At 67.4% G+C, this 21523-nt stretch carries 26 protein-coding genes, 1 tRNA gene and 1 pseudogene; 16 read left to right on the top strand and 12 right to left on the bottom strand.

Going from position 1 to position 21523, the window contains the following annotated elements:
• Positions 1-27: 27 nt before the first annotated feature.
• Entirely contained in the window at positions 28-831 is an 804-nt protein-coding gene (locus tag BLS95_RS47760) for an SDR family oxidoreductase (protein ID WP_245765722.1), read from the bottom strand.
• 180 nt (positions 832-1011) lie between these two features.
• Between BLS95_RS47760 and BLS95_RS47765 the strand changes: the two genes are divergently transcribed.
• Positions 1012-1770, top strand: coding sequence for an SDR family oxidoreductase (locus BLS95_RS47765; RefSeq protein ID WP_245765723.1), 759 nt, complete (start codon positions 1012-1014; stop codon positions 1768-1770).
• Between the two features lie 201 nt (positions 1771-1971).
• On the opposite strand, the gene BLS95_RS47770 is transcribed toward BLS95_RS47765, so the two are convergent.
• Both BLS95_RS47770 and BLS95_RS47775 read right to left on the bottom strand, forming a co-directional pair.
• A complete protein-coding gene (locus BLS95_RS47770) occupies positions 1972-2427 on the bottom strand; it encodes a GbsR/MarR family transcriptional regulator (protein WP_090946271.1) in 456 nt (151 codons plus the stop codon).
• A gap of 23 nt (positions 2428-2450) precedes the next feature.
• Complete coding sequence (locus BLS95_RS47775; protein ID WP_090946272.1) at positions 2451-3107, bottom strand: FMN-binding negative transcriptional regulator; 657 nt, start codon at positions 3105-3107, stop codon at positions 2451-2453.
• A 35-nt stretch (positions 3108-3142) separates the two neighbouring features.
• Between BLS95_RS47775 and BLS95_RS47780 the strand changes: the two genes are divergently transcribed.
• From BLS95_RS47780 to BLS95_RS47810, 7 genes are all read left to right on the top strand, one after another.
• Positions 3143-4471, top strand: coding sequence for an aminotransferase class I/II-fold pyridoxal phosphate-dependent enzyme (locus BLS95_RS47780; protein WP_090946273.1), 1329 nt, complete (start codon positions 3143-3145; stop codon positions 4469-4471).
• Between the two features lie 496 nt (positions 4472-4967).
• Positions 4968-5270, top strand: coding sequence for an ArsR/SmtB family transcription factor (locus BLS95_RS47785; RefSeq protein ID WP_176993784.1), 303 nt, complete (start codon positions 4968-4970; stop codon positions 5268-5270).
• Entirely contained in the window at positions 5260-5466 is a 207-nt protein-coding gene (locus tag BLS95_RS47790) for a YbaK/EbsC family protein (protein ID WP_218136345.1), read from the top strand. The genes BLS95_RS47785 and BLS95_RS47790 overlap by 11 nt, the downstream gene beginning before the upstream one ends.
• A 50-nt stretch (positions 5467-5516) precedes the next feature.
• Positions 5517-5963, top strand: coding sequence for a thioesterase family protein (locus BLS95_RS47795; RefSeq protein ID WP_090946276.1), 447 nt, complete (start codon positions 5517-5519; stop codon positions 5961-5963).
• A gap of 75 nt (positions 5964-6038) precedes the next feature.
• Positions 6039-6611 carry a TetR/AcrR family transcriptional regulator gene (locus BLS95_RS47800; protein WP_090946277.1) on the top strand — a complete coding sequence of 191 codons (573 nt, stop codon included), beginning with the start codon at positions 6039-6041 and terminating at the stop codon, positions 6609-6611.
• A 74-nt stretch (positions 6612-6685) separates the two neighbouring features.
• Positions 6686-7201 carry a cupin domain-containing protein gene (locus tag BLS95_RS47805; protein WP_090946278.1) on the top strand — a complete coding sequence of 172 codons (516 nt, stop codon included), beginning with the start codon at positions 6686-6688 and terminating at the stop codon, positions 7199-7201.
• Positions 7198-7563, top strand: a complete 366-nt coding sequence (locus tag BLS95_RS47810) for a DoxX family protein (RefSeq protein ID WP_176993785.1) — start codon at positions 7198-7200, stop codon at positions 7561-7563. Before BLS95_RS47805 ends, BLS95_RS47810 begins: the two co-directional genes overlap by 4 nt.
• Positions 7564-7699: 136 nt before the next feature.
• Here the strand turns inward: BLS95_RS47810 and BLS95_RS47815 are convergent, their stop codons facing one another.
• Entirely contained in the window at positions 7700-8110 is a 411-nt protein-coding gene (locus BLS95_RS47815; RefSeq protein WP_176993786.1) for a tyrosine-type recombinase/integrase, read from the bottom strand.
• Between the two features lie 461 nt (positions 8111-8571).
• Here BLS95_RS47815 and BLS95_RS47820 point away from each other — a divergent pair, with 461 nt between their 5' ends.
• The gene (locus tag BLS95_RS47820) at positions 8572-9291 is read left to right on the top strand and encodes a helix-turn-helix domain-containing protein (RefSeq protein WP_143044212.1); all 720 of its coding nucleotides are present in this window, start codon (positions 8572-8574) and stop codon (positions 9289-9291) included.
• Positions 9292-9574: 283 nt separating this feature from the next.
• Positions 9575-10093, top strand: coding sequence for a universal stress protein (locus BLS95_RS47825; RefSeq protein WP_090946282.1), 519 nt, complete (start codon positions 9575-9577; stop codon positions 10091-10093).
• Here BLS95_RS47825 and pdxR read toward each other — a convergent pair.
• On the bottom strand, positions 10049-11434 hold the full coding sequence (gene pdxR, locus BLS95_RS47830) for a MocR-like pyridoxine biosynthesis transcription factor PdxR (protein ID WP_090946283.1): 1386 nt from the start codon (positions 11432-11434) through the stop codon (positions 10049-10051). The two genes, BLS95_RS47825 and pdxR, sit on opposite strands and share 45 nt — an antisense overlap.
• A gap of 67 nt (positions 11435-11501) precedes the next feature.
• On the opposite strand from pdxR, the gene BLS95_RS59420 reads away from it, so the two are divergent.
• Entirely contained in the window at positions 11502-11948 is a 447-nt protein-coding gene (locus BLS95_RS59420) for a carboxymuconolactone decarboxylase family protein (protein WP_090946284.1), read from the top strand.
• Between the two features lie 961 nt (positions 11949-12909).
• On the opposite strand, the gene BLS95_RS47840 is transcribed toward BLS95_RS59420, so the two are convergent.
• A complete protein-coding gene (locus BLS95_RS47840) occupies positions 12910-13122 on the bottom strand; it encodes a heavy-metal-associated domain-containing protein (protein WP_090946285.1) in 213 nt (70 codons plus the stop codon).
• Between the two features lie 814 nt (positions 13123-13936).
• Between BLS95_RS47840 and BLS95_RS57305 the strand changes: the two genes are divergently transcribed.
• The 3 genes from BLS95_RS57305 to BLS95_RS47850 all read left to right on the top strand — a co-directional run bounded on the left by BLS95_RS57305 (position 13937) and on the right by BLS95_RS47850 (position 14892).
• Positions 13937-14056: a DLW-39 family protein gene (locus BLS95_RS57305; RefSeq protein ID WP_020542320.1), complete on the top strand. Its 120-nt coding sequence runs from the start codon at positions 13937-13939 to the stop codon at positions 14054-14056.
• A 16-nt stretch (positions 14057-14072) separates the two neighbouring features.
• Positions 14073-14801: an HAD-IA family hydrolase gene (locus tag BLS95_RS47845; protein ID WP_090946286.1), complete on the top strand. Its 729-nt coding sequence runs from the start codon at positions 14073-14075 to the stop codon at positions 14799-14801.
• Positions 14802-14816: 15 nt separating this feature from the next.
• Positions 14817-14892: transfer RNA gene (locus tag BLS95_RS47850), tRNA-Ala, on the top strand.
• Positions 14893-15379: 487 nt separating this feature from the next.
• Here BLS95_RS47850 and BLS95_RS55065 read toward each other — a convergent pair.
• The 4 genes and pseudogenes from BLS95_RS55065 to BLS95_RS56415 all read right to left on the bottom strand — a co-directional run bounded on the left by BLS95_RS55065 (position 15380) and on the right by BLS95_RS56415 (position 18963).
• Complete coding sequence (locus tag BLS95_RS55065; RefSeq protein ID WP_143044213.1) at positions 15380-16375, bottom strand: hypothetical protein; 996 nt, start codon at positions 16373-16375, stop codon at positions 15380-15382.
• A gap of 753 nt (positions 16376-17128) precedes the next feature.
• Positions 17129-17893, bottom strand: a complete 765-nt coding sequence (locus BLS95_RS47855) for a site-specific integrase (RefSeq protein WP_218136347.1) — start codon at positions 17891-17893, stop codon at positions 17129-17131.
• A pseudogene (locus BLS95_RS57310) lies at positions 17779-18039 on the bottom strand (hypothetical protein); the annotation flags it as partial. The pseudogene BLS95_RS57310 and the gene BLS95_RS47855, both read right to left, overlap by 115 nt.
• A gap of 756 nt (positions 18040-18795) precedes the next feature.
• Complete coding sequence (locus BLS95_RS56415) at positions 18796-18963, bottom strand: hypothetical protein (protein ID WP_176993787.1); 168 nt, start codon at positions 18961-18963, stop codon at positions 18796-18798.
• Between the two features lie 244 nt (positions 18964-19207).
• On the opposite strand from BLS95_RS56415, the gene BLS95_RS47860 reads away from it, so the two are divergent.
• The gene (locus BLS95_RS47860; protein WP_090946288.1) at positions 19208-19435 is read left to right on the top strand and encodes a hypothetical protein; all 228 of its coding nucleotides are present in this window, start codon (positions 19208-19210) and stop codon (positions 19433-19435) included.
• Positions 19436-19648: 213 nt separating this feature from the next.
• On the opposite strand, the gene BLS95_RS47865 is transcribed toward BLS95_RS47860, so the two are convergent.
• Positions 19649-19915: a tyrosine-type recombinase/integrase gene (locus BLS95_RS47865; RefSeq protein WP_176993788.1), complete on the bottom strand. Its 267-nt coding sequence runs from the start codon at positions 19913-19915 to the stop codon at positions 19649-19651.
• A gap of 109 nt (positions 19916-20024) precedes the next feature.
• Between BLS95_RS47865 and BLS95_RS47870 the strand changes: the two genes are divergently transcribed.
• On the top strand, positions 20025-20255 hold the full coding sequence (locus tag BLS95_RS47870) for a hypothetical protein (protein WP_090946290.1): 231 nt from the start codon (positions 20025-20027) through the stop codon (positions 20253-20255).
• A gap of 918 nt (positions 20256-21173) precedes the next feature.
• Here BLS95_RS47870 and BLS95_RS47875 read toward each other — a convergent pair.
• On the bottom strand, positions 21174-21523 hold a 350-nt coding region (locus tag BLS95_RS47875), incomplete at its 5' end, for a transposase family protein (RefSeq protein WP_143044214.1).

Genomic DNA, 21523 nt, shown 5'->3' on the forward strand with positions numbered 1-21523 from the left:
GGACCCAGGCGCGTGCCGTCATGCTCGTCACGTCCCGGGCGCCGGCTGGATCTTCCTGGCGCCCTGAGCACTGAAGCGCTCGGCGAGGAACTGGTCGAAGGTGGTCCGGCCGACCGTGTGCTCGGGTGCCAGCTGACCGCCTTCCCGATACCCGGCGAACGCGGCACCGGGGAACATCACCGGCACGACGAGCTTTCGCCGGCGGCTGGCCCGCAGGTAGGAGCGCGCCAGCGCGCGGGCGCTGAGCACCTGCGGCCCGCCGACGTCGGGTACGTGCCCGCCGGGCGTGGCGGCCAGAGCCAGCTCGACGAGGCGGTCGGCCACGTCCCGGACGTCGATCGGCTGGAAGTGGGTGGCGGCCGGGACGGGCATCACGGGGGCGCGGGCCAGCATCCGGCAGGCGCTCAGGATGAGGTCGTGGAACTGGGTGGAGCGCTGCACGGTCCACGGCAGCCCCGAGTCCCCGATCAGCCGCTCGACCGCCAGTGTGTCCCGGTAATAGTGGTAGGGGATGCGGTCGGCGCCGACGATGGAGATGTAGACCAGGTGCGGGCGTCCGGCACGCCGGGCACCGGCGATCAGGTTCTGGGCCGCCTCGACGTCGCCGCGGCGGGAGCCCGCGCAGTGGACGATCGTGTCCACGTCGCCGACCGCCCGCTGGGGCACCTCCCCGGCGAGCAGGTCCACCTTCATCCAGGTGTACGCGCTCGGCTCGCCGTTCGCCGGTGCGTGCCGGCTCATGGTGCGCACCTCGTGCCCCTGGGCCGCCAGCCGGTCGGCCACCGCCCGGCCCAGCGGCCCGCTGCCGGTCACCAAGATCCGCTTCGCCACCGTCATCCCTCCCCGGTGCCATCCGTACCTCATCCCTGCCCCGCGCACGTATAGCCGGGGTAGAGAGGGCGGGGTGAGTCGGCAATGTCTGCGCTCGCCGACCCGGCCGGCCTGACCTTCGGAAGGCCGCTTAGCCTGATCGGGCATGTCGGAAGCCACCGCACAAGGGAGGACAGCGCTGTGGACGACCCGGGGAACGGGCGGGCGGTCGTGATCACCGGGGCCGGATCCGGCATCGGCAGGCAGGCCGCGCTCGCCCTGCACGCCGCCGGCCACCGGGTGGCGCTGGCCGGCCGGCGGGAGGAGGCGCTCGGGGAGACCGCCGCGGCCATCGCGGGCACCGGCGAGAACGTGCTGGTGGCGCCCTGTGACGTGACCGAGCCGGAGTCCGTGCGGACGCTGTTCGAGCGGTGCCTGGAGCGGTTCGGGCGGGTGGACGTGCTGGTCAACAACGCGGGAGTCTTCGGGCCGGCCGCGCCCTTCGACGAGATCTCCCACGGGCAGTGGTCCGAGGTCGTGAGCACGAACCTCACCGGGGCGTTCCTGTGCGCGCAGGAGGCGTTCCGCCACATGAAGGCGGCGGGAGGCGGGCGGATCATCAACAACGGCTCCCTGTCGGCGCACGTGCCGCGCCCGCACGCCGCCGCGTACACGGCCACCAAGCACGCCATCACCGGCCTGACCAAGGCGATCTCGCTCGAAGGCCGCGCGTACGGGATCGCCTGCGGACAGATCGACGTCGGCAACGCCGCCACGGACATGACCGCGGCCATGAGCCACGGCGTTCTGCAGGCCAACGGCTCGGTCGCCGCAGAGCCCACCATCGACGTGCGGAACGTCGCCGAGGCCATCGTCTTCATGGCGGGCCTGCCACTCGACGCGAACGTACAGTTCATGACCGTCATGGCGACGGCGATGCCGTTCATCGGAAGGGGCTGACCCGGCACGTTTTCCCCCGGTCGTCCACAGGCTGTGCGCAGCCGTTTGTGGATGACGGGAAGACGGCGAATCCTGCGAGTACCGCCCCCTTTCCAGGCCTGCGCCGGGTTCTTCCACGGCACGTTGTCCACAGGGCGAGCCGGTTATCCACAGGCAGTGGACAGCGACATCCGCCCTCGGTGTCGTGTTCGGGGAGGCAGCTCAGTCGGGGGCCTGGTCGAGCACCTTGGTCAGGGCGGCGATGGAGGATCTGGCCGAGCGGATGCGCGCGGTCCGCGCCTCGTCGGCCCAGCCCAGCCGCAGGCCGTCCGCCGCCACCTCGTCGAACGCGGCGAACACGGCGAGCTTCTGCCGGATGACCTTCGACCAGGCGTCGTCCTCGATCCGGTAGTAGACGTTCCGCTCACCGGGCTTGCGGAACTTGCGGACCAACCGGATGGTCGTCAGGAGGTGCATGTTGGTGGTCAGCGACGCGCGGCTCGCGCCGATGGCCCCCGCGATGTCGCTCGCGGTCTGCGCGGGCGGGTCGCACACCATGAGCCAGCCCAGGACGCGGCCGGAGATGGGGGCGAGCCCCCACTCCGCGGAGACGAACGTCGCCACCCGCTCCACCCAATCGAGCACCCGCTCGCGATCGGGGCCCTCCTGCGCTGCCATGCGATCATCCTAACCAGCGTGTTTCAGCCTGAACCGGCATCCTGAGACGAGGGGCGCCGGCCTTGCCGCATGCGCCTGAGCTGCTGCTCCCTGGCGGCCACGTCGCCCGGCAGATCCCGCCCGGCCAGCTCGCCCGCGACCCGCTCCCGGAAGTCCACCGGCCGGTGGTCGTCGTACTTGAACTTGGCCCGCACTCCCAGCACCTCCAGCCGCAACCCCCTGATCCCCGGCAACCTCCGGTGGTACGGCCCTGAGTCCGCGGCCACCTCGCCGTACGTCCCGTCCGGCTCGTGGTGGGCCAGCTGCCGCCGCAGGATCTCCGCCTTGTCCTCGGCGCCGTCCACGATCGTGGCCGCGCAGGTGAGCTGCACGGTGGCGTAGTAACTGGTCGGCACGCCGTCCTCGGGCGAGTCCGAGCGCCATCCGGACGGGATGTAGGCGTAGTCGTCGTGCACGCTCACCACGGCCACCGGGTTGGCCTCCAGCGCGGCCCAGATCGGGTTGGGCCTGGCCAGGTGGAGCAGCACCTCCCGGTCGCCGTCGTACAGGAAGTGGGTCGGCACCACCACCGGTGGCCCGCCGTCCACGCCGTTCGCGGCGATCAGCCCGAAGTCGCGCGTACGCAGCCAACTCCGCCATTCGTCGTTGTCCCTGGCCGCATCCCACGGATGAATGAGCACCCCGTACCCCTTTGTATTAGTACATACTGTGTTTTGTGCAAGGAAAATACCTGATCACGGGTGGGACGGCCAATGAGATAGCGGCCGCGGTCGAGGCGGCGGTGTCCGGAGGACGGCTGGCACCGGGTACGGCGCTCCCATCGGTACGCGAGGCGGCCGGCGCGGCCGGGGTCAGCCCCAACACGGCGGCGGCGGCGTACCGGCTGCTGCGCGAGCGCGGTGTCGTCGAGACCGCCGGACGCCGCGGCACCCGGGTCAGGCCCCGCCCGGCCAGCACGTTCCGCGAGGAGATCCGCATCGAGGTCCCGCCGGGCGCCCGCGACCTCTCCACCGGCAACCCCGACCCCGCCCTGCTCCCGCCCCTGCACGCGGCACTCGCCGCGGCGGCCAGGGCGCACGAGGAACGGCCCGCCATGTACGGGACGGGCGACGACGAGGAACTCCTCGCCCTGGCCGGGGCCGGCCTGCGCGCGGAAGGGGTGCCGGCCGGGCCGCTGGCGGTCACCTCGGGCACCCTCGACGCGGTCGAACGTGTCCTGACCGTCCACCTCCGCCCCGGCGACCCGATCGCGGTGGAGGACCCGGGCTGGACGGCCCTCCTCGACCTCGTCGGCGTTCTGGGGCTGCGCCCTGTCCCGATGCGGCTCGACGACGACGGCCCCCTGCCGGACGACCTCGCCCGGGCGCTGCGGGCGGGAGCGCGCGCCGTGGTCGTCACCCCACGGGCCCAGAACCCGACCGGTGCCGCCATCCCCGCCGCCCGCGCCGAGGAGCTGCGGGCCGTGCTGGCGGCGTTCCCGGGCGTGCTGGTGATCGAGGACGACCACGGCTCGGGCATGGTGGACATCCCGCTGCATCCGCTGGCCGGCGCCACAGAACGCTGGATCCTGACCCGCTCCACCGCCAAGTCCTTCGGCCCCGACCTCCGCCTCGCCCTGGTCACCGGCGACGCCGCCAGCCTGGGTCGGCTGCGTGGCCGTCAGCGCCTGGCCGCGGGCTGGGTCAGCCACCTGTTGCAACGCGCGGTGGCCCACCTGTGGCGGACGCGGGCGGTGGACCGGACGGCGGTGGCCGCCGCTTACGCCCGGCGCCGCGACGGCCTGGTCGCCGCCCTGGCCGAGCGCGGCATCCGGGCGCACGGGCGTACCGGGCTGAACGTGTGGATCCCCGTGGCCGACGAGAGCACGGCCATCACCCGGCTGCTGGCCCGGGGGTGGGTCCCGGCTCCCGGCGCCCGCAACCGCATCAGCTCCCCGCCCGCCCTCCGCCTCACCGTCGCCACTTTGGGCCTGGACGACCTCCCCGCCCTCACCACCGCCCTCACCACCGCGCTCCGCCATGGCACTTCTGGTCGCTTTGCTTGAACCCCCTTGTTCTGTTACGCACTGCCGTGGTCTGCCACCCGCCGTAGGTGGCTGATGGCCCTCCAGGAAACGGCCGCTGACCCTTCACCGGCTGACCGCCGTCACGCGAGCCCGAAGTTGCCCGACTCCATGGCCACCGGGGCACCACGCACCGCGGCTAGCCGGCTCTCGTGGTAACCCCGTCGCGGCTTTCCGTCCCCGGCGCTGCTACACGTTCGTCTCCTCCATCCACGCGTTCACGGACTGGGGGACACTCCCCGTGAACGAGGACTCCCCGATGTACCCTTGCCCGGCCGACACCCCGCCCCGCCAGCCTCCGGGCAACCAGCTGAAAGCCGGGTGCGAGCGCGCGGTGCTGGAGCGGTTCGGCGCCACGGTCACATGGTGGGGCCTATGGCGGACCTGCTGCGCGTGGGTGACGGCTTGGAGGGCTGGGAACTCGGACAGTCCGCAGCCACTTGTAGACAGGGAGTTAGGCAATTGCCATAATTCCTACGTGCTGGATGTTGATCTGGTGAAGGCGCTGGCCAGCGACAAGCGTTTGCTGATCTTGGAGTGGCTGCGTGACCCTGAACGCCATTTCCCGCCGCAGCGTGACGGTGATCTGGTGCGTGACGGTGTCTGCTCTTTGTTCATCGCCCAGAAGCTGGGGGTGAGCCAACCGACCTGTGGTGAGCATCTGAAGGTGCTCGCGCAGGCCGGGCTGTTGCGCGGCAGGAAGATCAAGCAATGGGTGTTCTACCAGCGCGACGAACACCGTATTTCCGAGGCGAAGGAGTTGCTGAGCGGTGAGTGGTGAGGTGAACAGCGGCATCGCCGCCCCCGACAGCCTGGACGAGGGGCTGTATGAGCGGTTGGTCGCCGATCCGGCGCTCCTGCGGGTTCCGGAGCTGTTCTTCAACGCCGCGCGTCTGGACCGCTCGATCGCCCTGGCCACCGACGACTACGTGAAGCCGGCCGCCCCTCGTATCGCCCCCATCATCACCGCCCCCTGAGTCCGGCGCCGTCCTGGGCTCGGCTGCCGTCCGCAAGGAGGAGAGCCATCATGCATGCTTCACTTCAACCGGGGCTGACCGCACGGCTGGACTATCTCGTTCCCGCCGAACGCACCGTGCCGTACCTGCTGCCCGAATCCGCCTACTTCGCCGCCCTACCTTCGGTCCTGGCCACCGGCTACCTGGTCGGCGTCGTGGAATGGACCTGTATGCGCGCCCTCGACGGGCACTTGGACGACGGCGAGCAGACCCTGGGCGTGCATGTAGACCTCAGCCACGAGGCTCCCACGCCGCCCGGCAGTACGCTGACCGTCCAGGCCGATCTCAGCAGTGTGGACGGCAAACAGCTCACCTTCACGGTCCATGCCCACGACGACGCGGGCACCGTCTGCCGGGGAACCCACCGCCGTGCCGTCATCAACACCGAACGCTTCCACGAGCGACTCCGCACTCGGACCACCGCATCCCATCGCTCGCACGCCCCCGAAGCACGCTGATCCGGCGCACAGATGCGGACGACGCCACGCGTCGGACCGCTTTACATTCTGACGATCAACACTAATATTGTCAGCATGTCGGCAACGATGGATGCCAAGCGCCTTCAGATCCTGGAGGCGGCCGTCCCCTGCTTCGGCCGCTACGGTTATGCCCGCACGTCGATGGACCTGCTGGCCAAGGCCGCCGGGATGTCGCGGCCCGCGCTGTATCAGCACTTCAAGAGCAAGGAGCACCTCTTCCAGGCGATGGTGGAGTGCGCGTTCGACGTCGTCGACCGGCGGGCGGCAGCCGCGAGCCGCTCCGGCGGAACGCTTGCCGACCGCCTGTACGGCGTGCTGGCCGCGCGGCTCGACCTGGTAGCCGGGCCGGAGACGGAGTTCCGCGACGAGGTCCTGCGGGAGGCGGCGGCGATCGCGGGCCCCATCGTGACGAGCGCGCGTGAGCGCCTCGTCAGCGCCGTCGAGGACGTGCTCACCTCCGCCGCGCCGCCGCGCCTCGGCGCGGAGCTGCCGGCCCGCGACGTGGCCCGGCTCCTCGTGGACGCCCTCACCGGCATCGAGCTGGCCCGCGGAACCGTCGACGAGCTGCGCGGACGCCTGCGCCAGCTCGTCGAGCTAACCGTCCGCGGCCTCGGTGCCCCGGCCTGAGGGACTTCGCGCCCGAATCCGGAAGTCCCCGCCGCAGCCGAAGGTTTCCGTGCCTGATTCTGAAGGAGGATCCCATGTCCATGCTTTCCCCCGGATACGGTGACACCGTCGTCGTACGGGCCGCCGAGGCCGAGAAGCTTGGCGTGCCGCCCAACACGATGCGGTTAATCGCCGACGGCGACGTCACTTCGCACGCTCTCGGCACACACCTGATCAGCCTCGGCCCGGGCACCGACGGCGCGCCGCCGCACCACCATGACCGCTCGTCCGAGCTGTTCTTCGTGGTGGACGGCTCGGTCGACCTGCTCTGCGGGGAGGAACTGGTGACGGCGGAGCGGCACGACGTGGTGATCGTCCCGCCGAGGACACCGCACGCCTTCGGCGCGTCGGCCGGGCGTACCGCGGAGCTGCTCGTGGTCGTCGCGCCCGGCGTCGAACGCTTCCCGTACTTCCGCGGTCTTTTCGAGCTGGCCACTGGTACCGGCTCGCTGGAACAGGTGCTGGAGATCGGGAGAAGATGCGACACGTTCATCGCGGACGCCTCCGGCTGGCAGGCGCTCCGGGCGGCCTCCCGGGAGGAGCGGCGGTGAACGCCGTCCTGTGGTGGCTGCAGGGCTTCCTGTGCTGCGCGTACCTGGTGCACGCCGCCGTGCACGCCTTCCCGCCCGCGGCATTGCGACGGCGGTTGGCCGCCGAGAACCGTCCCCGTCTACGGCTGACCGCCAACGTCACCGAGGCGCTTGGCGCCGCCGGGCTGGTCCTGCCGGGGCTGCTGGGCGTCGCAACCTGGCTGACTCCGGTCTCGGCGGCCGGTCTGTTCCTTCTCATGTGCGGAGCCATGGCCTTCCACGTCTCACGGCGCGAGCACGCCCCGGCCACGCTGCCTGCCGTCCTGGCCGTGGGGTTGGCCTTCCTCGCCTACGAGCGGGGCATCGCGCACCCGCTGAACTGATCCAACTTGGCGGGCGGCACCCCTCGTACGAGGGGATCCTGATGGCTTCGAGGAGAGCGGTCAGCTCGACCTCGCGGGCCACAGGATTCGGAAGCCCTCACAGCTGGGCCCAAGCCGACTGGTTGGTTGGCGTTCGTCATAGCATGTCGTCCTCCTCCGACTCAGCCCACCGGTCGACGTCTTCTTTGAAGTAGTCCCACATCACCGTGGAGTTCTCCTTCCAGCCGCCGCGCCGGGCGATCGTGAGCGGATCGACGCCGGCGGCGCGCGCGGCGGATGCGTAGCCGCGGCGCAGAGAGTGCCCCGACCATTGCCGACGCAGGCCCTCTATACGGTCGGCGTCCAGGCCGGCGCGTTCGGCGGCGCCGGCGATGATGTCGTCGAAGGCGCGCACCGACAGCCGCCCGTCCGGGTCGCCGATCGGGCGGCCGTCCCGGTGCATCGCTCTTCCGATGTTCTGGTGCTGGTCGATGCGGACGAATAGTGGACCTCGGGTGCGCTTGTCTGTGGCGAGGCCGGCCATCCAGGTGGTCAGGGCGCGGACCACGCAGAGGTCCTCGTCGTTCTGGTGGCCGGCATGGCGCGCAGGTCGTCGGGGGTGGCGGCGTCGCGGCGTGGTGCGGCCTTCGCATGCCGGTCTGGGCCAGGTGGCGGCGGTAGCCGGTGAGCACCCGGTTGGCAGCGGTCCGGTCGGGCCTGGCACACCAGCGCGTGGAAGCCGGCCAGTCGCGGGCATGGGCGGCACGGGTGTTGTCGGCGACGCCCGCTTGGATCGCCGCGGCGGTGGCAGCCGACACGGTGTGGTCGACCGCCGTGTGGTCAGCCCCCGTGTGTTCGGCCGGTACGTGGGCCAGGCCTGCCACGCACCCCATCCCAGGGGCGGAGTTGCGGTTGTTCGGGCCTGCACCCGTCGCTGCTACTCGGACATCAGGGACAACGGGGTGGGTTTGGGGATGGGTGTTGTGTAGTGCCAGTCTCGTGACTCGCTGTGCGGCATAATCACCGCCGATGCCGAAATTTCAGGACGTGCCGGAATACGCGGCGGCGATCGCCCCGGTCATCGACGCGGCTCACGTCAACGTGCACGCCGCGGCCCGCCGGGCGGCCGACGAACTGGCGGAGGCGTCGGGGGTGACCCCCGGGCTGCTGGCCGACCTGAGGTTCATGCTCCCCGTGCGCCCGGTCAACCGGCCCCAGCTGGGTACGATCTACCGCTACCGCGACCCCGCCGCCCACCAGGCGGACCTGGAGCAGCACCTCAGCGAGGGCACCCTCACCAGGGACGGCGACGGGACACTGCGGCTGACGGACAAAGGCCTCAAGTTCATCCACGGGCTGTACGACCTGCACGCCGCCGCGACCCGCCGCGTCTGGCCCGACCCCGGGCTGCCGGAGCTCGCCGACCTGGCGGGCCGGGTGCTCGACGCCGCCGAACCCCTGCCGGGTGGCGCCTTGGAACTGGCCTCCCCGCCGTACGAGCCGGTGGACGCGCCGCCGGGGCTGCTGCTGTTCAACCGGATCGCCGTCCTGCGATACCACCGCGCCGACGCGCACGCCGCGTCCTGGCGGGCGGCGGGGCTGTCCGCGGCCGAGATCGTCGACCTGCGGGACGGCCCCCTGCGGATCCTGATCGAGGCGGAGACCAACCAGCGGGCCGCGGCGCCGTACCGGGTCCTCTCGGAGGACGAGCGGACGACCTTGTACGACGGTCTGATGAGGCTCGTCTAGAAACCGCCAGAAACCGCCAGAAACCGCGCCCGGCAGAACGGCTCAAACCGGCCATCCCGGTCGGTTTCCCGTAGCCTGGATATGCCACGAACGAGGTGAGCCCGTGCGTGGCGCCCCGTCACGCCTTCGATCGAGGGCGGGACGGACACCGCCCCCCCAACCGTCGTCGCACTCCCGCGCGCTACGCCCCGGTTTGCGGGGGACTCCAGAGTTCGCAAAGTGCCACCTCCCGGTAACCAGGAGGGTGGCGCACTATGGTCGTACTTCTCAAGCAGGAGGCACCGTGGAACAGGAACTGCCCGGCGGTGTGAGGCTGATCGTGGGGGTGGACGAGTCCCCGGCCTCGCGCTGGGCTCTCGCCTGGGCCATCGGCGCGGCCAGGCTGCACCGGATGGCGTTGGTGGTCGTTCACGTCAGCCGTGCGCCCGTGCATCCCTTCCCTGAGGCGCTGCCCGTTCAGCACGCCGTCAGAGCCGGCGAGGAGGCGCGCTGCGCCGAGGTGATCAACAGTGTGTTCGAGGACGTGGCGGGCGGGGTGCCGGACGACCTCACGACGGTCGCGATCGGCAGGGTCGGCGATCCCGGCTACCACCTCGTGGACCTGGCCCGCGAGGGCGACCTGCTGGTGCTCGGGAGGGGGCGGCGCGGCCTGCTCAGCCGCATCTTCCTGCCCTCCACCAGCATGTACTGCGCCCGGCACGCCAAGACCACGGTCGTGATCGTGCAGCAGCCCTCGCCGCCCGACGACCCGGAGATGTCAGGGGAGCGGGCCAGGCGGTTCTGGCTGCGCCGCCATCCGTAGCAGGCGCAGTCCCTCGGGGATGGCGTCTCGGGTGATCGCGCCGTAGCCCAGGACGAGGCCGGGCTGGGGCGGGGCCTCGCCACAGTACGCCTCCAGCCGTTCCACTGCCACGTCCGGCGGCAGGCGTACCGACATTCCCGGCGGGATGCGGGCACACAGGTGCAGGCCGGCCGTAGAGGGGATCAGATCCAGGAAACCGGCGAGCGCCTCGGCGATCAGCGCGTGCCTGGCGGCGTACTCGCGGGTGGCCTTCCTGATGTGCCTGGCCAGCAGGCCCTCGTCGATGAAGCGGGCCAGGGCGGCCTGCGTGGGCAGCTCGCCGTGCCAGTCGGACAGGCGTCTGGCGGTACGCAGGGCGGGCGCGAGCGACGCGGGGGCGACCAGGAAGCCGAGCCTCAGCATGGGGAGCAGGGTCTTCGAGAACGAGCCCACGTAGATGACGCGGCCGGCGCGGTCGAGGCTCTGGAGGGGTTCGAGCGGGCGTTCGCCGAAGCGGAACTCGCTGTCGTAGTCGTCCTCGATGACCACGGCGCGGCGGCGTTCCGCCCAGGCCAGCAGGGCGGCTCGGCGGGCCGGCGACATGGGAGTGCCGAGCGGGAACTGGTGGGAGGGCGTCACGTACACGATGCGGGCGGAGCCGGGTACGGCCTCGACGACCAGGCCCTCGGCGTCCACCGGGACCCCGGCCACGCGCGCGCCGAGGGAGCGGAACAGCTGGCGGGCCGGGGGATAGCCGGGCTCCTCGACGGCCACGCAGGTGCCTGGTTCGATGAGGACGCGGCCGATGAGGTCGAGGGCCTGCTGGGCGCCGTTCGTGATGAGTACGTCGCCGGGGCCGGCGAGCACCGAGCGACTGATACCGATATGCCGCGAAATAGCCTCCCTTAGAGGCTCGTATCCGGAAGGGTCGCTATAGGTGGCGACGCCTACCCGCAGCTCGCGAGCCACCAGCCTGCGCCAGGTCTCCATCGGGAACAGGTGCGGGTCCGGGATACCGGCGCGGAAGTCGTACCGGGCGGGCTGCGGCGGTCGTACGCCGTGGAGCTCGCGCCAGACCGGCTTCGGCTGCACCACCCCCTTGGGCGCGGCCCGGCGCCTGACCTGCTGCGCCGACACGAACGTGCCCGCCCCCGCCCGCCCCACCAGGAACCCGTCGGCGACCAGGCGGTCGTAGGCGAGCGCGACCGTGTTCCTGGAGATCTCCAGCCGGCGGGCCAGCTCCCTGGTCGGGGGCAACCGCTCGCCCGCGCGCAGCCGCCCGTCGAGGATGGCCTCAAGGAGCTGTCGGTAGACCTGTGCGGCCAGGTCACCACGGCCGCCGAGGCTGATGTGTACGTCCAACTTGGCCCAATCAACTTGCCGGAAATTGGAGCTTATATCGGGACAAGATGGGTTGCAGGATGGGGGCATGACCGAACGAATGAACCTCGGGTCGCTGGCCCGCGACGCGTACAAGGCGATGTCCGGACTGGACAAGTTCGTGGCGCAGAGCACCCTCCCCAAGCCCCTCCTCCAGCTGGTGAGCCTGCGCGCCAGCCAGATCAACGGCTGCGTCTACTGCGTGGACATGCACAGCTCGGACGCCAAGAAGGAGGGGGAGAGCGACGCCCGCCTGCACGCCGTGGCCGTCTGGCAGGAGGCCCCCTTCTTCACCGAGCAGGAACGCGCCGCCCTGGCCTTCACCGAGGCCGCCACCAGGCTCTCCACCAGCGACATCACGGACGAGATCTGGGCCCGCGCCGCCGCCGTCTTCGACGAGCAGGAACTGGCCGCCCTCGTGGTCGCCGTGGCCACCATCAACGCATGGAACCGGATGGGGGTGGCCACCCGGATGACACCGGAGTCGTACGCATGAGCGCCGCCGCCGAGTGATCAGGCGAAGCACCGCACTCGCAGTCCGTCACCCACCACGAACCCGCCGCAGAACACCACCGCCACACCCGCGATCACCGGGTAGCGCACCCCCACACCGCCACGTTGTAGGCGAACCCTCAGAACGGCTTCCCCGTGATCGTGGCCGGCGTCCGGCGCGACAACCGAATGGCGTCGGCCGCGACCCGGCGTCGATGCCCACGGAGACCACCACTCCCCGGGCCCCGACCGCGCTGTCCCCGGCCAGCAGCACCGGAGTCAACCCCAGCCCGCACAACCGCGCCACGGCCCCTTCGCTGGTGGGCTCCCCCACGTCGGCCACCATCAGCACCGCCCGCGCCGGGAGGCCGAGCAGGTCGGCCGGACCGCGGTGGCGGTGGGCTGGGACGGGTCGGTACCACCCGCCCCAGTTCGGCGTTGAGCGACTGTGACGACTCCACCAACAACCGGAGCCCAGCCGACCAACACCGCCTGCCCGTGGCACCACCCCACGCAGCCGACCCCTTAGACGTTGGCGAACCGCTCCAATGTCGGCGAACCGCTCCAACGTCGGCAGCCCCGCCACGGGCAGTCCCCGCCACGGGCAGTCCCCGCCACGGGCAGCGCCTCGCCCGGGCAGCGGCCGCCTTGCCCACGGCCTACGCGATCGGCCGCTCGGACGCCTGCTCCAGCCCTCCCGGCCCCTTAGCCAAGATGCCGAGCTGACCCCGCTGCCCACTGCCCATCAGCAACGCCTTGGGAGCGGCCGGCCCCAGCACGCACGGACACGCGTCTCAGACCCAGCCGCCACCGCTCACATCAGGCAGGATGCGCCCGTAGCCATGCCACCAATCACCCCATGCCCGGAGCCGTCGGCATGACCGCCCTCCCCGACCCCCAGGACACCGTCGAAGACGACGGTCACACCCAGGGTGTACGAACCGAGTCCGGTGCGGTGCCAGCGATCATGATCGGCCCACCAATTCGTACCCCGCCTCCTTGACGGCCGCACTGATCAGCTCCGCATCGACCGGCGCATCACTGCCGACCGTCAACAGCCCGGTAGCCAGGTCCACCTCCACGGACGTAACCCCCGCCACTTCGCTGACCTCTTCCTTCACGGAGCTGACGCAGTGGCCGCAGGTCATGCCGTTGACGGTGTAGGTGGCGGCGCTCATAGCGATCTCCTTCAGTCGTGCGCAAGCAGTCGTTCTCCGACTCCCCATGATACCCCCCAAGGGTATAAGCAGAAGTGAGATTCACCTCACAACCAGCGCGCCCCGTACGGCCGACTCACACCCGCACGACAGCGACCCTCTTGCCGTACCTCCGAGACACCGCCCCCACGGCCATACCTCCGACGAACAGCCGCGCACCGCGCCCCCACCTCCGAACCCTGCACCAAAGAGCACTCCCCAGGCCTCGGCCCCCAAGACCTCCCGAGATACCCCCGGGAGGCTACCCCACCTGCGCATACCTCCACCCGACCCGCCACGCCGATACTTCCACCACCACCTCGCCCACTCCCACCCCCACCACCAGGCGACCTCGCCGGCACGGCCACAACCCCGAGCCGGCGCCCTGCGCGAACCACCCAACCCGCGACTGCCCACCAAGCTTGCCCTCCCCTTGCCCCCTGCCCCTTGCTCCCTGGCCCATGAGGCTGGTTGCCCAACCCCCACGCCACGCGCAGAGTCGGAAATCTTGGCATGATCGGGATGTTGTCCAAGAAAAGTACGGGTGATGACAATGAACGATGTGAGCGCGGGTGATCGAACAACGGAGAGAGACGAGAACCGCGAAGAGAACCGCGAAGAGAACAACAACAGCGGGCCGAGGCCCTTCACCTGGGGTTGAGCACTCGCTCATCGCACATTCCGCACATCTGGCCCGTGCACGACACAGGGATCGCAGCCATCCCTTGCTAGGCTGCATGTCAACCGTTGGGTCTCACCCCGGCAGGTGAGGCCGTCGAAGAAGTGGGGTCACACCGTGAAGAAGCTGCTCGTTCTGGCGCTGATCGCCCTTGGGGGGTTGCTGATCTGGCGTAAGGTGCAGGCCGACCGCGCAGAGCTCGATCTCTGGACCGAGGCGACCGGCAGCGAGAACTAACCCGACCGGCGAGGCGATGAGTGACGTCGTCCCCATCAAGCTGGCGTGCCTGGACCTGGCAGGCACCACAGTAGGTGACATCGCCATGGTCGAGCGCGCCTTTGCCGAGGCGATCGCGACCCAGGGCATTGTGCCCGGGACCGGAGCGTATGCGCGTGCCATGGTTCACGTGCACCGGTCCCGGGGCTGCCCCAAGATCGATGTCTTCCGCGGGATCTTCCCCGGCAACGAGGCCCAGGCCCAGGCGGCGAACCTGACGTTCGAGCGCTCCTACGAGGGTGCCCTTGAGCGAGCAGGTCTCATACCCGTGCCCGGAGTCCTCGAAGTCCTCGACAAGCTCCGCGGCACCGGCATCAAGCTCGCCCTGATCACCGGCTTCAGCCGTACCACCCTGAGTCGCGTACTGAGCGTCCTCGGCTGGCACGACAAGATCGACCTCGCCATCTGCCCCGAAGACGCCGGCGGCCGCGGCCGCCCCTGGCCTGACATGGTCCTGCACGCCGTCCTCAAACTGGGCGTCCAAGACGTACGCCAGGTGGCAGTCATCGGCGACTCGGAAAGCGACATGCTCTGCGGCAAACGAGCCGGCGCCTCGATCGTCGCAGGCGTGATGACAGGCGTCCACAGCCGTGAACGCCTCCTGAAGGGCGGCGCAACCCACATCCTGGACTCGATCGCGGATTTTCCGAGCTTGGTACTGAGCGACGACCTTGGGACGACGCAGGTGGCTTCGTCCGCCCGGTAAGCTATCTTCGTCGAAGGGGCCTTAGCTCAGTTGGCAGAGCGCCTGCTTTGCAAGCAGGAAGTCAGGAGTTCGAATCTCCTAGGCTCCACCAGGGAGAACTCACCCTCGCCGACCACAGCGAGGCGAGGGTGAGTGACAAACTGCGTGACTACCGCGTTTGTGGTCACGCATCCGTCGCCTGTGGTGGGCACGGGGGTCTCGAAGTGATCGTCCTCCGCGAGCCGCTCACCGTCCCGTGGTCGCATGCTCGATGGCCTAGCCATGACGCGAAGTGCAGAAAGCGAATAACCCACCAATCGGAGATCGAACGCACTCCGGGAGCACTCCCGCCATAGCGCTCAACGGCGATCAGTTGCCGAATGGGTCTTATGTGGGTATCAAGGCGCCGGCGCGGCGCGCTGCCGCACCCTGGCCCTCTGCCCGCCGTCCAGGCGTGCGGCCCGGGGACTGGTCCCGGACGGAGCGGGACACCGGTTTGGCCGCCGCACACCAACCGCACCACACAGGCTGAACCCTCTGCCTGGGGGTTCGCGTCGCCGCACAGGTGCAGCCCTCACGATCGCCACAGCATGCAGGGATCACTCATGACGGATATCCAGAACTTCGATTCCAGTGTCTCCGAAGATGACCCATGCGTCATAGTCGCCGGCCTGGCTTCCCTGAACCCTGCCAAAGAAATTAACTCCATCGAGATGTATAGAGTAACTTCCGAGAGCGTGAATCACGCCAGTCGTCTCATCAAATTCTTTGACAGCATTTAGTACTGGATTTGATTCCAGCGTCCATATGGCGTCGTCGGCATCGTACCGACGGTTGTTCGGGCAACCAGGAGGCATAGGGGCCTGCTTGCTGGAGGCGCACCTATCAAATGCGGCACGTACCTGTGTCTTGATGTCTTCCCATGCCAAGGCAGGTTCCTGCTTCTTAACACGACTAGAAATATCGTCGAGTTTAACTATGCTGCCAAGGCGAAGTTGGCCTGAGTCTAGAAAAACTTTTGCTCTGTAAGGGACGATGTGAACTTCGTATCTGTCTGTTGATCCTTCTCGGAATCTTATGCTCAGGACGGCCGTGCCGTCGACTGTGAATGTGCTGCCATCAAATTGGATATCTGCTCCATCGGTCGGATATCCGTGGACGGACCAGCGTACTTTCGAAACCTCCTCGATAGAGGTAGCTTTCTGCGGACAGGTCCGCGGGGCCAGTACAGGTTCCTTCGCGCAGTTGTATATTGTGTCAGAAACTGGCTGAAGAATCTTTTCGTTAGTAACGCCGGCCGGATAAGGCTTACTGGATTCAGGTTCGCCCTCGTCGCCGTTGTTCAATAGAGCAACAAGAATAATCAGGCCAACGATTACAGCGATTACGATGAGAACCCAGCCACATCCTTCGGGTCCTGGCTCTGGTTCTAATTCGGGCTTTGTCTCCGCCTCTGGTGGTTCTTCCGGGGCGGTCTCTTCTGTGGGTGTAGTCGGCTGCTGAATGTTAGTGATATATATATTCTGCCCAGAGTTGCTGTTCTGGCTGACATTGGGTCCCTCTTGATTTTCTTGCCGAAAGGACTCCTGTGCCATTGAGTGACCTATCCTTTCTTTGGGTCCTCTCTGGTCCGTGTAGTCAAAATAATATTAGTAGGACCCTGCTGGATGATATTGTCACCTCTGTTATTTCTTTGGTGTATGCAAGCATTCCGCTCGCTTTCATCGCGAGAATCACTTCTCTGTCGATTTCGATTTAACGAAATTGGTGCTCTCTGCAATAGAGCGACTATGAGAGATGCGACGGTAAGCGGAAGTGTAACAACTGCAGCGAACCAACTCGCCTCTTCTAGTCCATTGATCCAGAACGCGCCAGTTGCGATGGCAGTCCCTGCGGCCACTGTGCCTAGGGTGACTAGGAGGGGTCCATGCTTGGGTGCAGTCATGACTTCAGTATCAGTCATGAGCACCGCCTGTGCCACGACATGTCCTATCGAATGCTCGACTGGTAATGGTCAACGATGGGAGTTTTAGGCCAAGCGTTCTATTTGGGTATGTATGTGTATCTTTTTTCTACTATGGGCTGCCTCGGGCCCCAGGGTGATCGTCGTATCGGGTGTCAGGATCGAAGATGGTAAGGGTCAGGGTAACCGTGGTTTGGCGAGGTTAACGAAGGCGTTGGTGCTGATTGTGCGACGCCCTTGCCCGCGCGGAGAGACAGAAGGACGCATGATTGACGTGCACGCACGGAAGGATCGCGCGGCAACGAGCCATGATGGCGATGCTCTGCGTGCATGCAGACACCCCCGCTGCCGTGATCGTCAGCGGGGGCGAGGAGAAGACGGCTATCTAGGCATGTTCGCGGAAGATCGCATCCATTGCCTTGGCTCCTTCGAGGAGGACAGGGCGAAGCTGGAAGCGGTAGACTGTCTCGGTAACTACGGTGTTTGCATGTCCGACCAGTCGGGAGATGTCCTCGATCGGAACCCCAGAGTCTGATAGAAGCGACACGAAACTATGCCGTAGCTCGCGGGGCGTCCACTCCCTGTCGATTAGGCTGGCGCTTTTCAGTACTTTGCGAAAGTCACGTCGGACGTTCGTTGCCGTGAGCGCTGTGCCGGTCTTGATGCGGAAGACCAGGCCTCCGACGATCGGCGAGTTCACTGCATCGGCGCGCACCTCGTCTTGCTTCTCTCTGAGCAGGCGAAGAGCCTTAACCGCGCGGGCTGGCAGCTTGAGCGTGCGGCGCGACTTGACGGTCTTCGTGTCGCCCTTCTTGCGTACGGATCGCCAGACGTAGACGGCGAACTCCTCGTGGTCCCATCGGACCTCTTCGACCGATAGCCACGCTCCTCGCTTCTGGTCGAACGCCACCACATGTGACCAGGTCAATGCGCGTACTTCTTCTGTGCGTGCTCCGGTGAGGAGGGATAGGAGGATGTAAGCACGGATGCGGACATCTGCCTGTTCGGCGGCCGTTACGACGGCTTCTGCCTGCGTCAGCGTGAGATTCGTTGAGGGCCTTGTCCCCGAAGGTCGGCGTGATGCCGACGCAGGAGGTAGCCGTACAACTCCACGGTCCGCGGTCGAAGGTTGGGCCGTTCGTCGATCCAGTCTCCGGCGTACTTGCCGAACGCGATCTTTCCGGCGTCCGGGTCGATCCACTCGTCTGCGAGAATCTTCGCCTCGATCTTGACCAGCCACTGTTCCGCATCGGTCTTGGTTGCGAACGTGTCGGGGGCGGGACGATCCACGACGTCAGGCCCCGCGTATCAAGCGGCGGCGCGCCGCGCCGCCGTACCCCGGCCTTCTGCCGCCCGCCAGCCGGGCGTGTGGCGTGGGCGCCGGTCCCGGCTGGCGGCGACCCGGGCCGTAGCCGTACGGCGCGCCCGCCGTACCCAGCTAGCGCGCCGACCACCGGCCCGCCGCCGCTACACGGCGTCAGTTCCTTCCGCTTCACGCCGTCGAGCCGCTCGCTCCTCCGCCTCTCGCTTCTGTGCTGCTCTCTCCGCCGCTGCACGCTCCCGCAGCTCCGCATCCGCCACATCGCGCGGATGTGGGACCTGACTCCGACGATCATGCGTGAGCGCCAGCCGTATCGCCACATAGATCACAAAGAACAGCACCGCCATCGAGAATAACCACGAAAGCACTCCCCCCAGCCACACAAACAGCTCTGTCAACTCGCCCACCCGACCCTTTCCTCAGAATCCGATCATTATTTCGATCAAGTCTGCCCGATCCATCCCCACACCGTCTATTACCTCCGGCGGGGGCCTCCGGCTCCGGGATGATCGCAAGAGGCAGGGCCCAGGTTCGTAGGTGGTTGGGGGCCGGCTTTTCCCGACGAGAGAGGTGCGTGCGTCCGCACGGGGTTCTCAGGCCGTGCCATTCGCGTGCCAGTAAAGCCGGGGAATGAGGGGGAATCACGGGGAATCACGGACAAGGTAAGGCCTCCTCTGGCCAGCGCCGCAGCAGCTCACAGGGTCGCGTACCGAAATCTTCCAAGCTGGTGGTCACACATGGAGCAGGATGTGCTGATCAAGTGCGTCGCAGCAGACATCGAAGCCACTGTGCTGGGGGCATTCGACATCCCTGGACCGCGGACAGTAGTAGATGTCCGAGCAGCCGCAATCAAAGAACTCGGGCAGGGGATCGGGAAGGCTGTTCATGATCGTGGGCATGTGCCGAGGATCCCATGTTGCGAGGTAGGGCCGGGGTGACCACCGGGCCGTTAACCAGGGTGACGAGGGGTCAACCACGGTCACTCATGACCGGCCCAAAGCCCAGGCCAGCAGTCCTACCAGCCGTACTCGATGTACTTCCCAAGCTGACAGCGATTCCCGTCGTCCGCCCCAGAGAAGGAGGCCGCTCCGGAGGCGCAGCAACCGGGAAGATCGGACAGGGCAGGTCTGCGATGCTTCGGATGTGGAGATCAACGCAATAACCGAGGATGAGATCGTCGTCATTCTGAGCCGCGACGATGTCTCCCTGATCAACAACGCGCTCAACGAGGTCTGCAACGGCATCCACCTAGATTACGCCGACCTTCATATGCGCATGGGCTTCCGCAGGGACGAGATCCAAGCCATTCTCAAAACGATCAATCACGCGGCTCGCCAGATGAAGGAGCTTGAAAACAGGCGCAGGTCCTAGGCACATCCCGTACTCGCACGGCGTGCCCGTCGAGTGCCCGATGGGACGGGCAACGAGGGGGAACAGCGGGGAGTCACGGGAAACGCGATCAGGGCGCGAAGCTGCGTCTTCGCAGGTCGAGCAAGATCGGCATGCGTCTTTGCAAGCAGGGAAGTCAGGAGTTCGAATCTCCTAGGCTCCACGTGACGGGGTGTTCGTGCCACTAGCGTGCCATTAACCAGCGGGGACCAGCACGCCCGCGCTGCCGTCGTCATCTTTCTTCCTGGGCGTCTTCTTCACCTTCTTCTGCTCGGCCTTGACGCGGGCCGAGAGGGCCTCGGTGATCTTCCGGTCAGCGTCTCGGGTGGCGTGCTGGTAGATGAGCGCGGCTCGGTCGCTTGCGTGTCCCATGCGCGCCTTGAGGTCGGCGAGGCTCGCTCCTGACTGGGCCGCCAGGGTGTTACCGGTGTGCCGGAGATCGTGAAAGTGCAGCCCTTGCACCCCCATCTCCTAGAGCGCGTCAGCCCACTTGGCCTAACGCCAGAAGATGCTCCCCCGAAGGAACGCCCCGCGCTTGCCGAGAAACACGAAGGAGCCTTTGGTCTCATTGATGTACATCGCCAGGTGTTCGGTGAACCTCGGCAACGAACAACGCGTTATCGATCAAGGCCAGGCCGTCCTCAACGCTCTGGCCCATGAGACCGACCACAAGAAGATCGCCGCAGTTCACGCCGACATCGCCGCCGCTCAACTCCGCATCGGCGACCTCAACGAGGGCATCGCCAGCGGGCGCCTGGCCCTGGAAACGGCACAACGCACAGAGTCTCGCTGGGCCTTCTAACAACTCGCCGGGGTAGAGAAGGCGCTCACGGGTAAGCGAGATTCCTCAGCCCGGGAACTCTTGGCCGCCATCAACTCGTCACACCGGAGCTTGAGCCAATCGTCTGCATGATCATCAGGCCTGCAGCCCTGCACTGCCGAATTGTTCTTGTAGGTATCAAGCGGCGGCGCGGCGCGCCGCCGTACCCCCGGCCCTCCGCCCGGACGGCGGCGGGACACCGGGCCGGCCACCGCGCTCCCGCCCCGCCACACGGACCGAACGCTCCGACCGGGGTTGCCATGCCGCCGCACAGATGCAGCCCTTACGATCGCCACGGCATGGCGGGCCACTGTGGATTGCTGGGGGCGATCGTCGAGCCGTGCTGAGGAACGAAGCACGGCTCACCGGGCAACGTGGTTACGGTCTACGTCCGGAGCGAGGAGGTCCTCCCAGTCTTCAGGTGACCAGAGGCTGCTACTGGTCGCCTGATTCGTACGCCTGGATGTCTGGGTCATCCTTGAGTCGGGCAAGGAGGTCGGCCATCAAACGTCCATGATGCGCCCGTTCGGTGGTCCGGGCCGTACTGCCCAATACAGTTGCCTTGGCTTCTCCGAGTGCGCTTGGGCCTGCCCCCAGGAGTTGTCTTGTGATCAAGATCGAATCCGCTAAGCCCACGCCCCGGCCAGCCAGGAGACGTTGCACCGCTTCCATGCCGTCTTCCTGTCCAAGTACGGGCCGGCACTCTGCCTCCAACTCGGCCACCCGCTTCGCACGTTGAGGATCAAGCCCATGGATTCCCATCCGAACCCTCCAGCCGTAACAATGTGATCAGGCGACCAGCGTTCCTTGCCAGAGCCGGTAGCGATTATCTCCGCCGGGCACATGCTAAATCGTGCAATGATCATGGGCAGCACGGCTGGGAGCCACACTGACGTGATCTCAGCGAATTGTCGGTAGGTAGTTGTGCTCGAAATGGGTGAGCACAAGGGCGGCGCGGGCGATGTCGCCGATTGTGCTGGGGCTGGCGGTAATGTGCTGGAGGATCCGCCAGCGGCCTTTGAGCAGGGCGAATCCGCGTTCGCCGAGACATCGCAGGGCGCGTAGGAGCCGGTTGTAGGTGCGGTTGTCCGGGCTGAGAACCTGGTTGCCTTCGGGCTGTTTGATCGGCGTATGAATGCCGATCCCGGCGCCGTCGTAGCCGCTGTCGGCGAGGGTGGGCAGGCCGGCTGCGGCTGCGGCGTACAACGCGCCCAGCACATGCGCGCGAGCGGCGGTCAGATCGTGGACCG

The sequence above is a fragment of the Nonomuraea jiangxiensis genome (assembly GCF_900099965.1).
GTDB classification, from domain to species: domain Bacteria; phylum Actinomycetota; class Actinomycetes; order Streptosporangiales; family Streptosporangiaceae; genus Nonomuraea; species Nonomuraea jiangxiensis.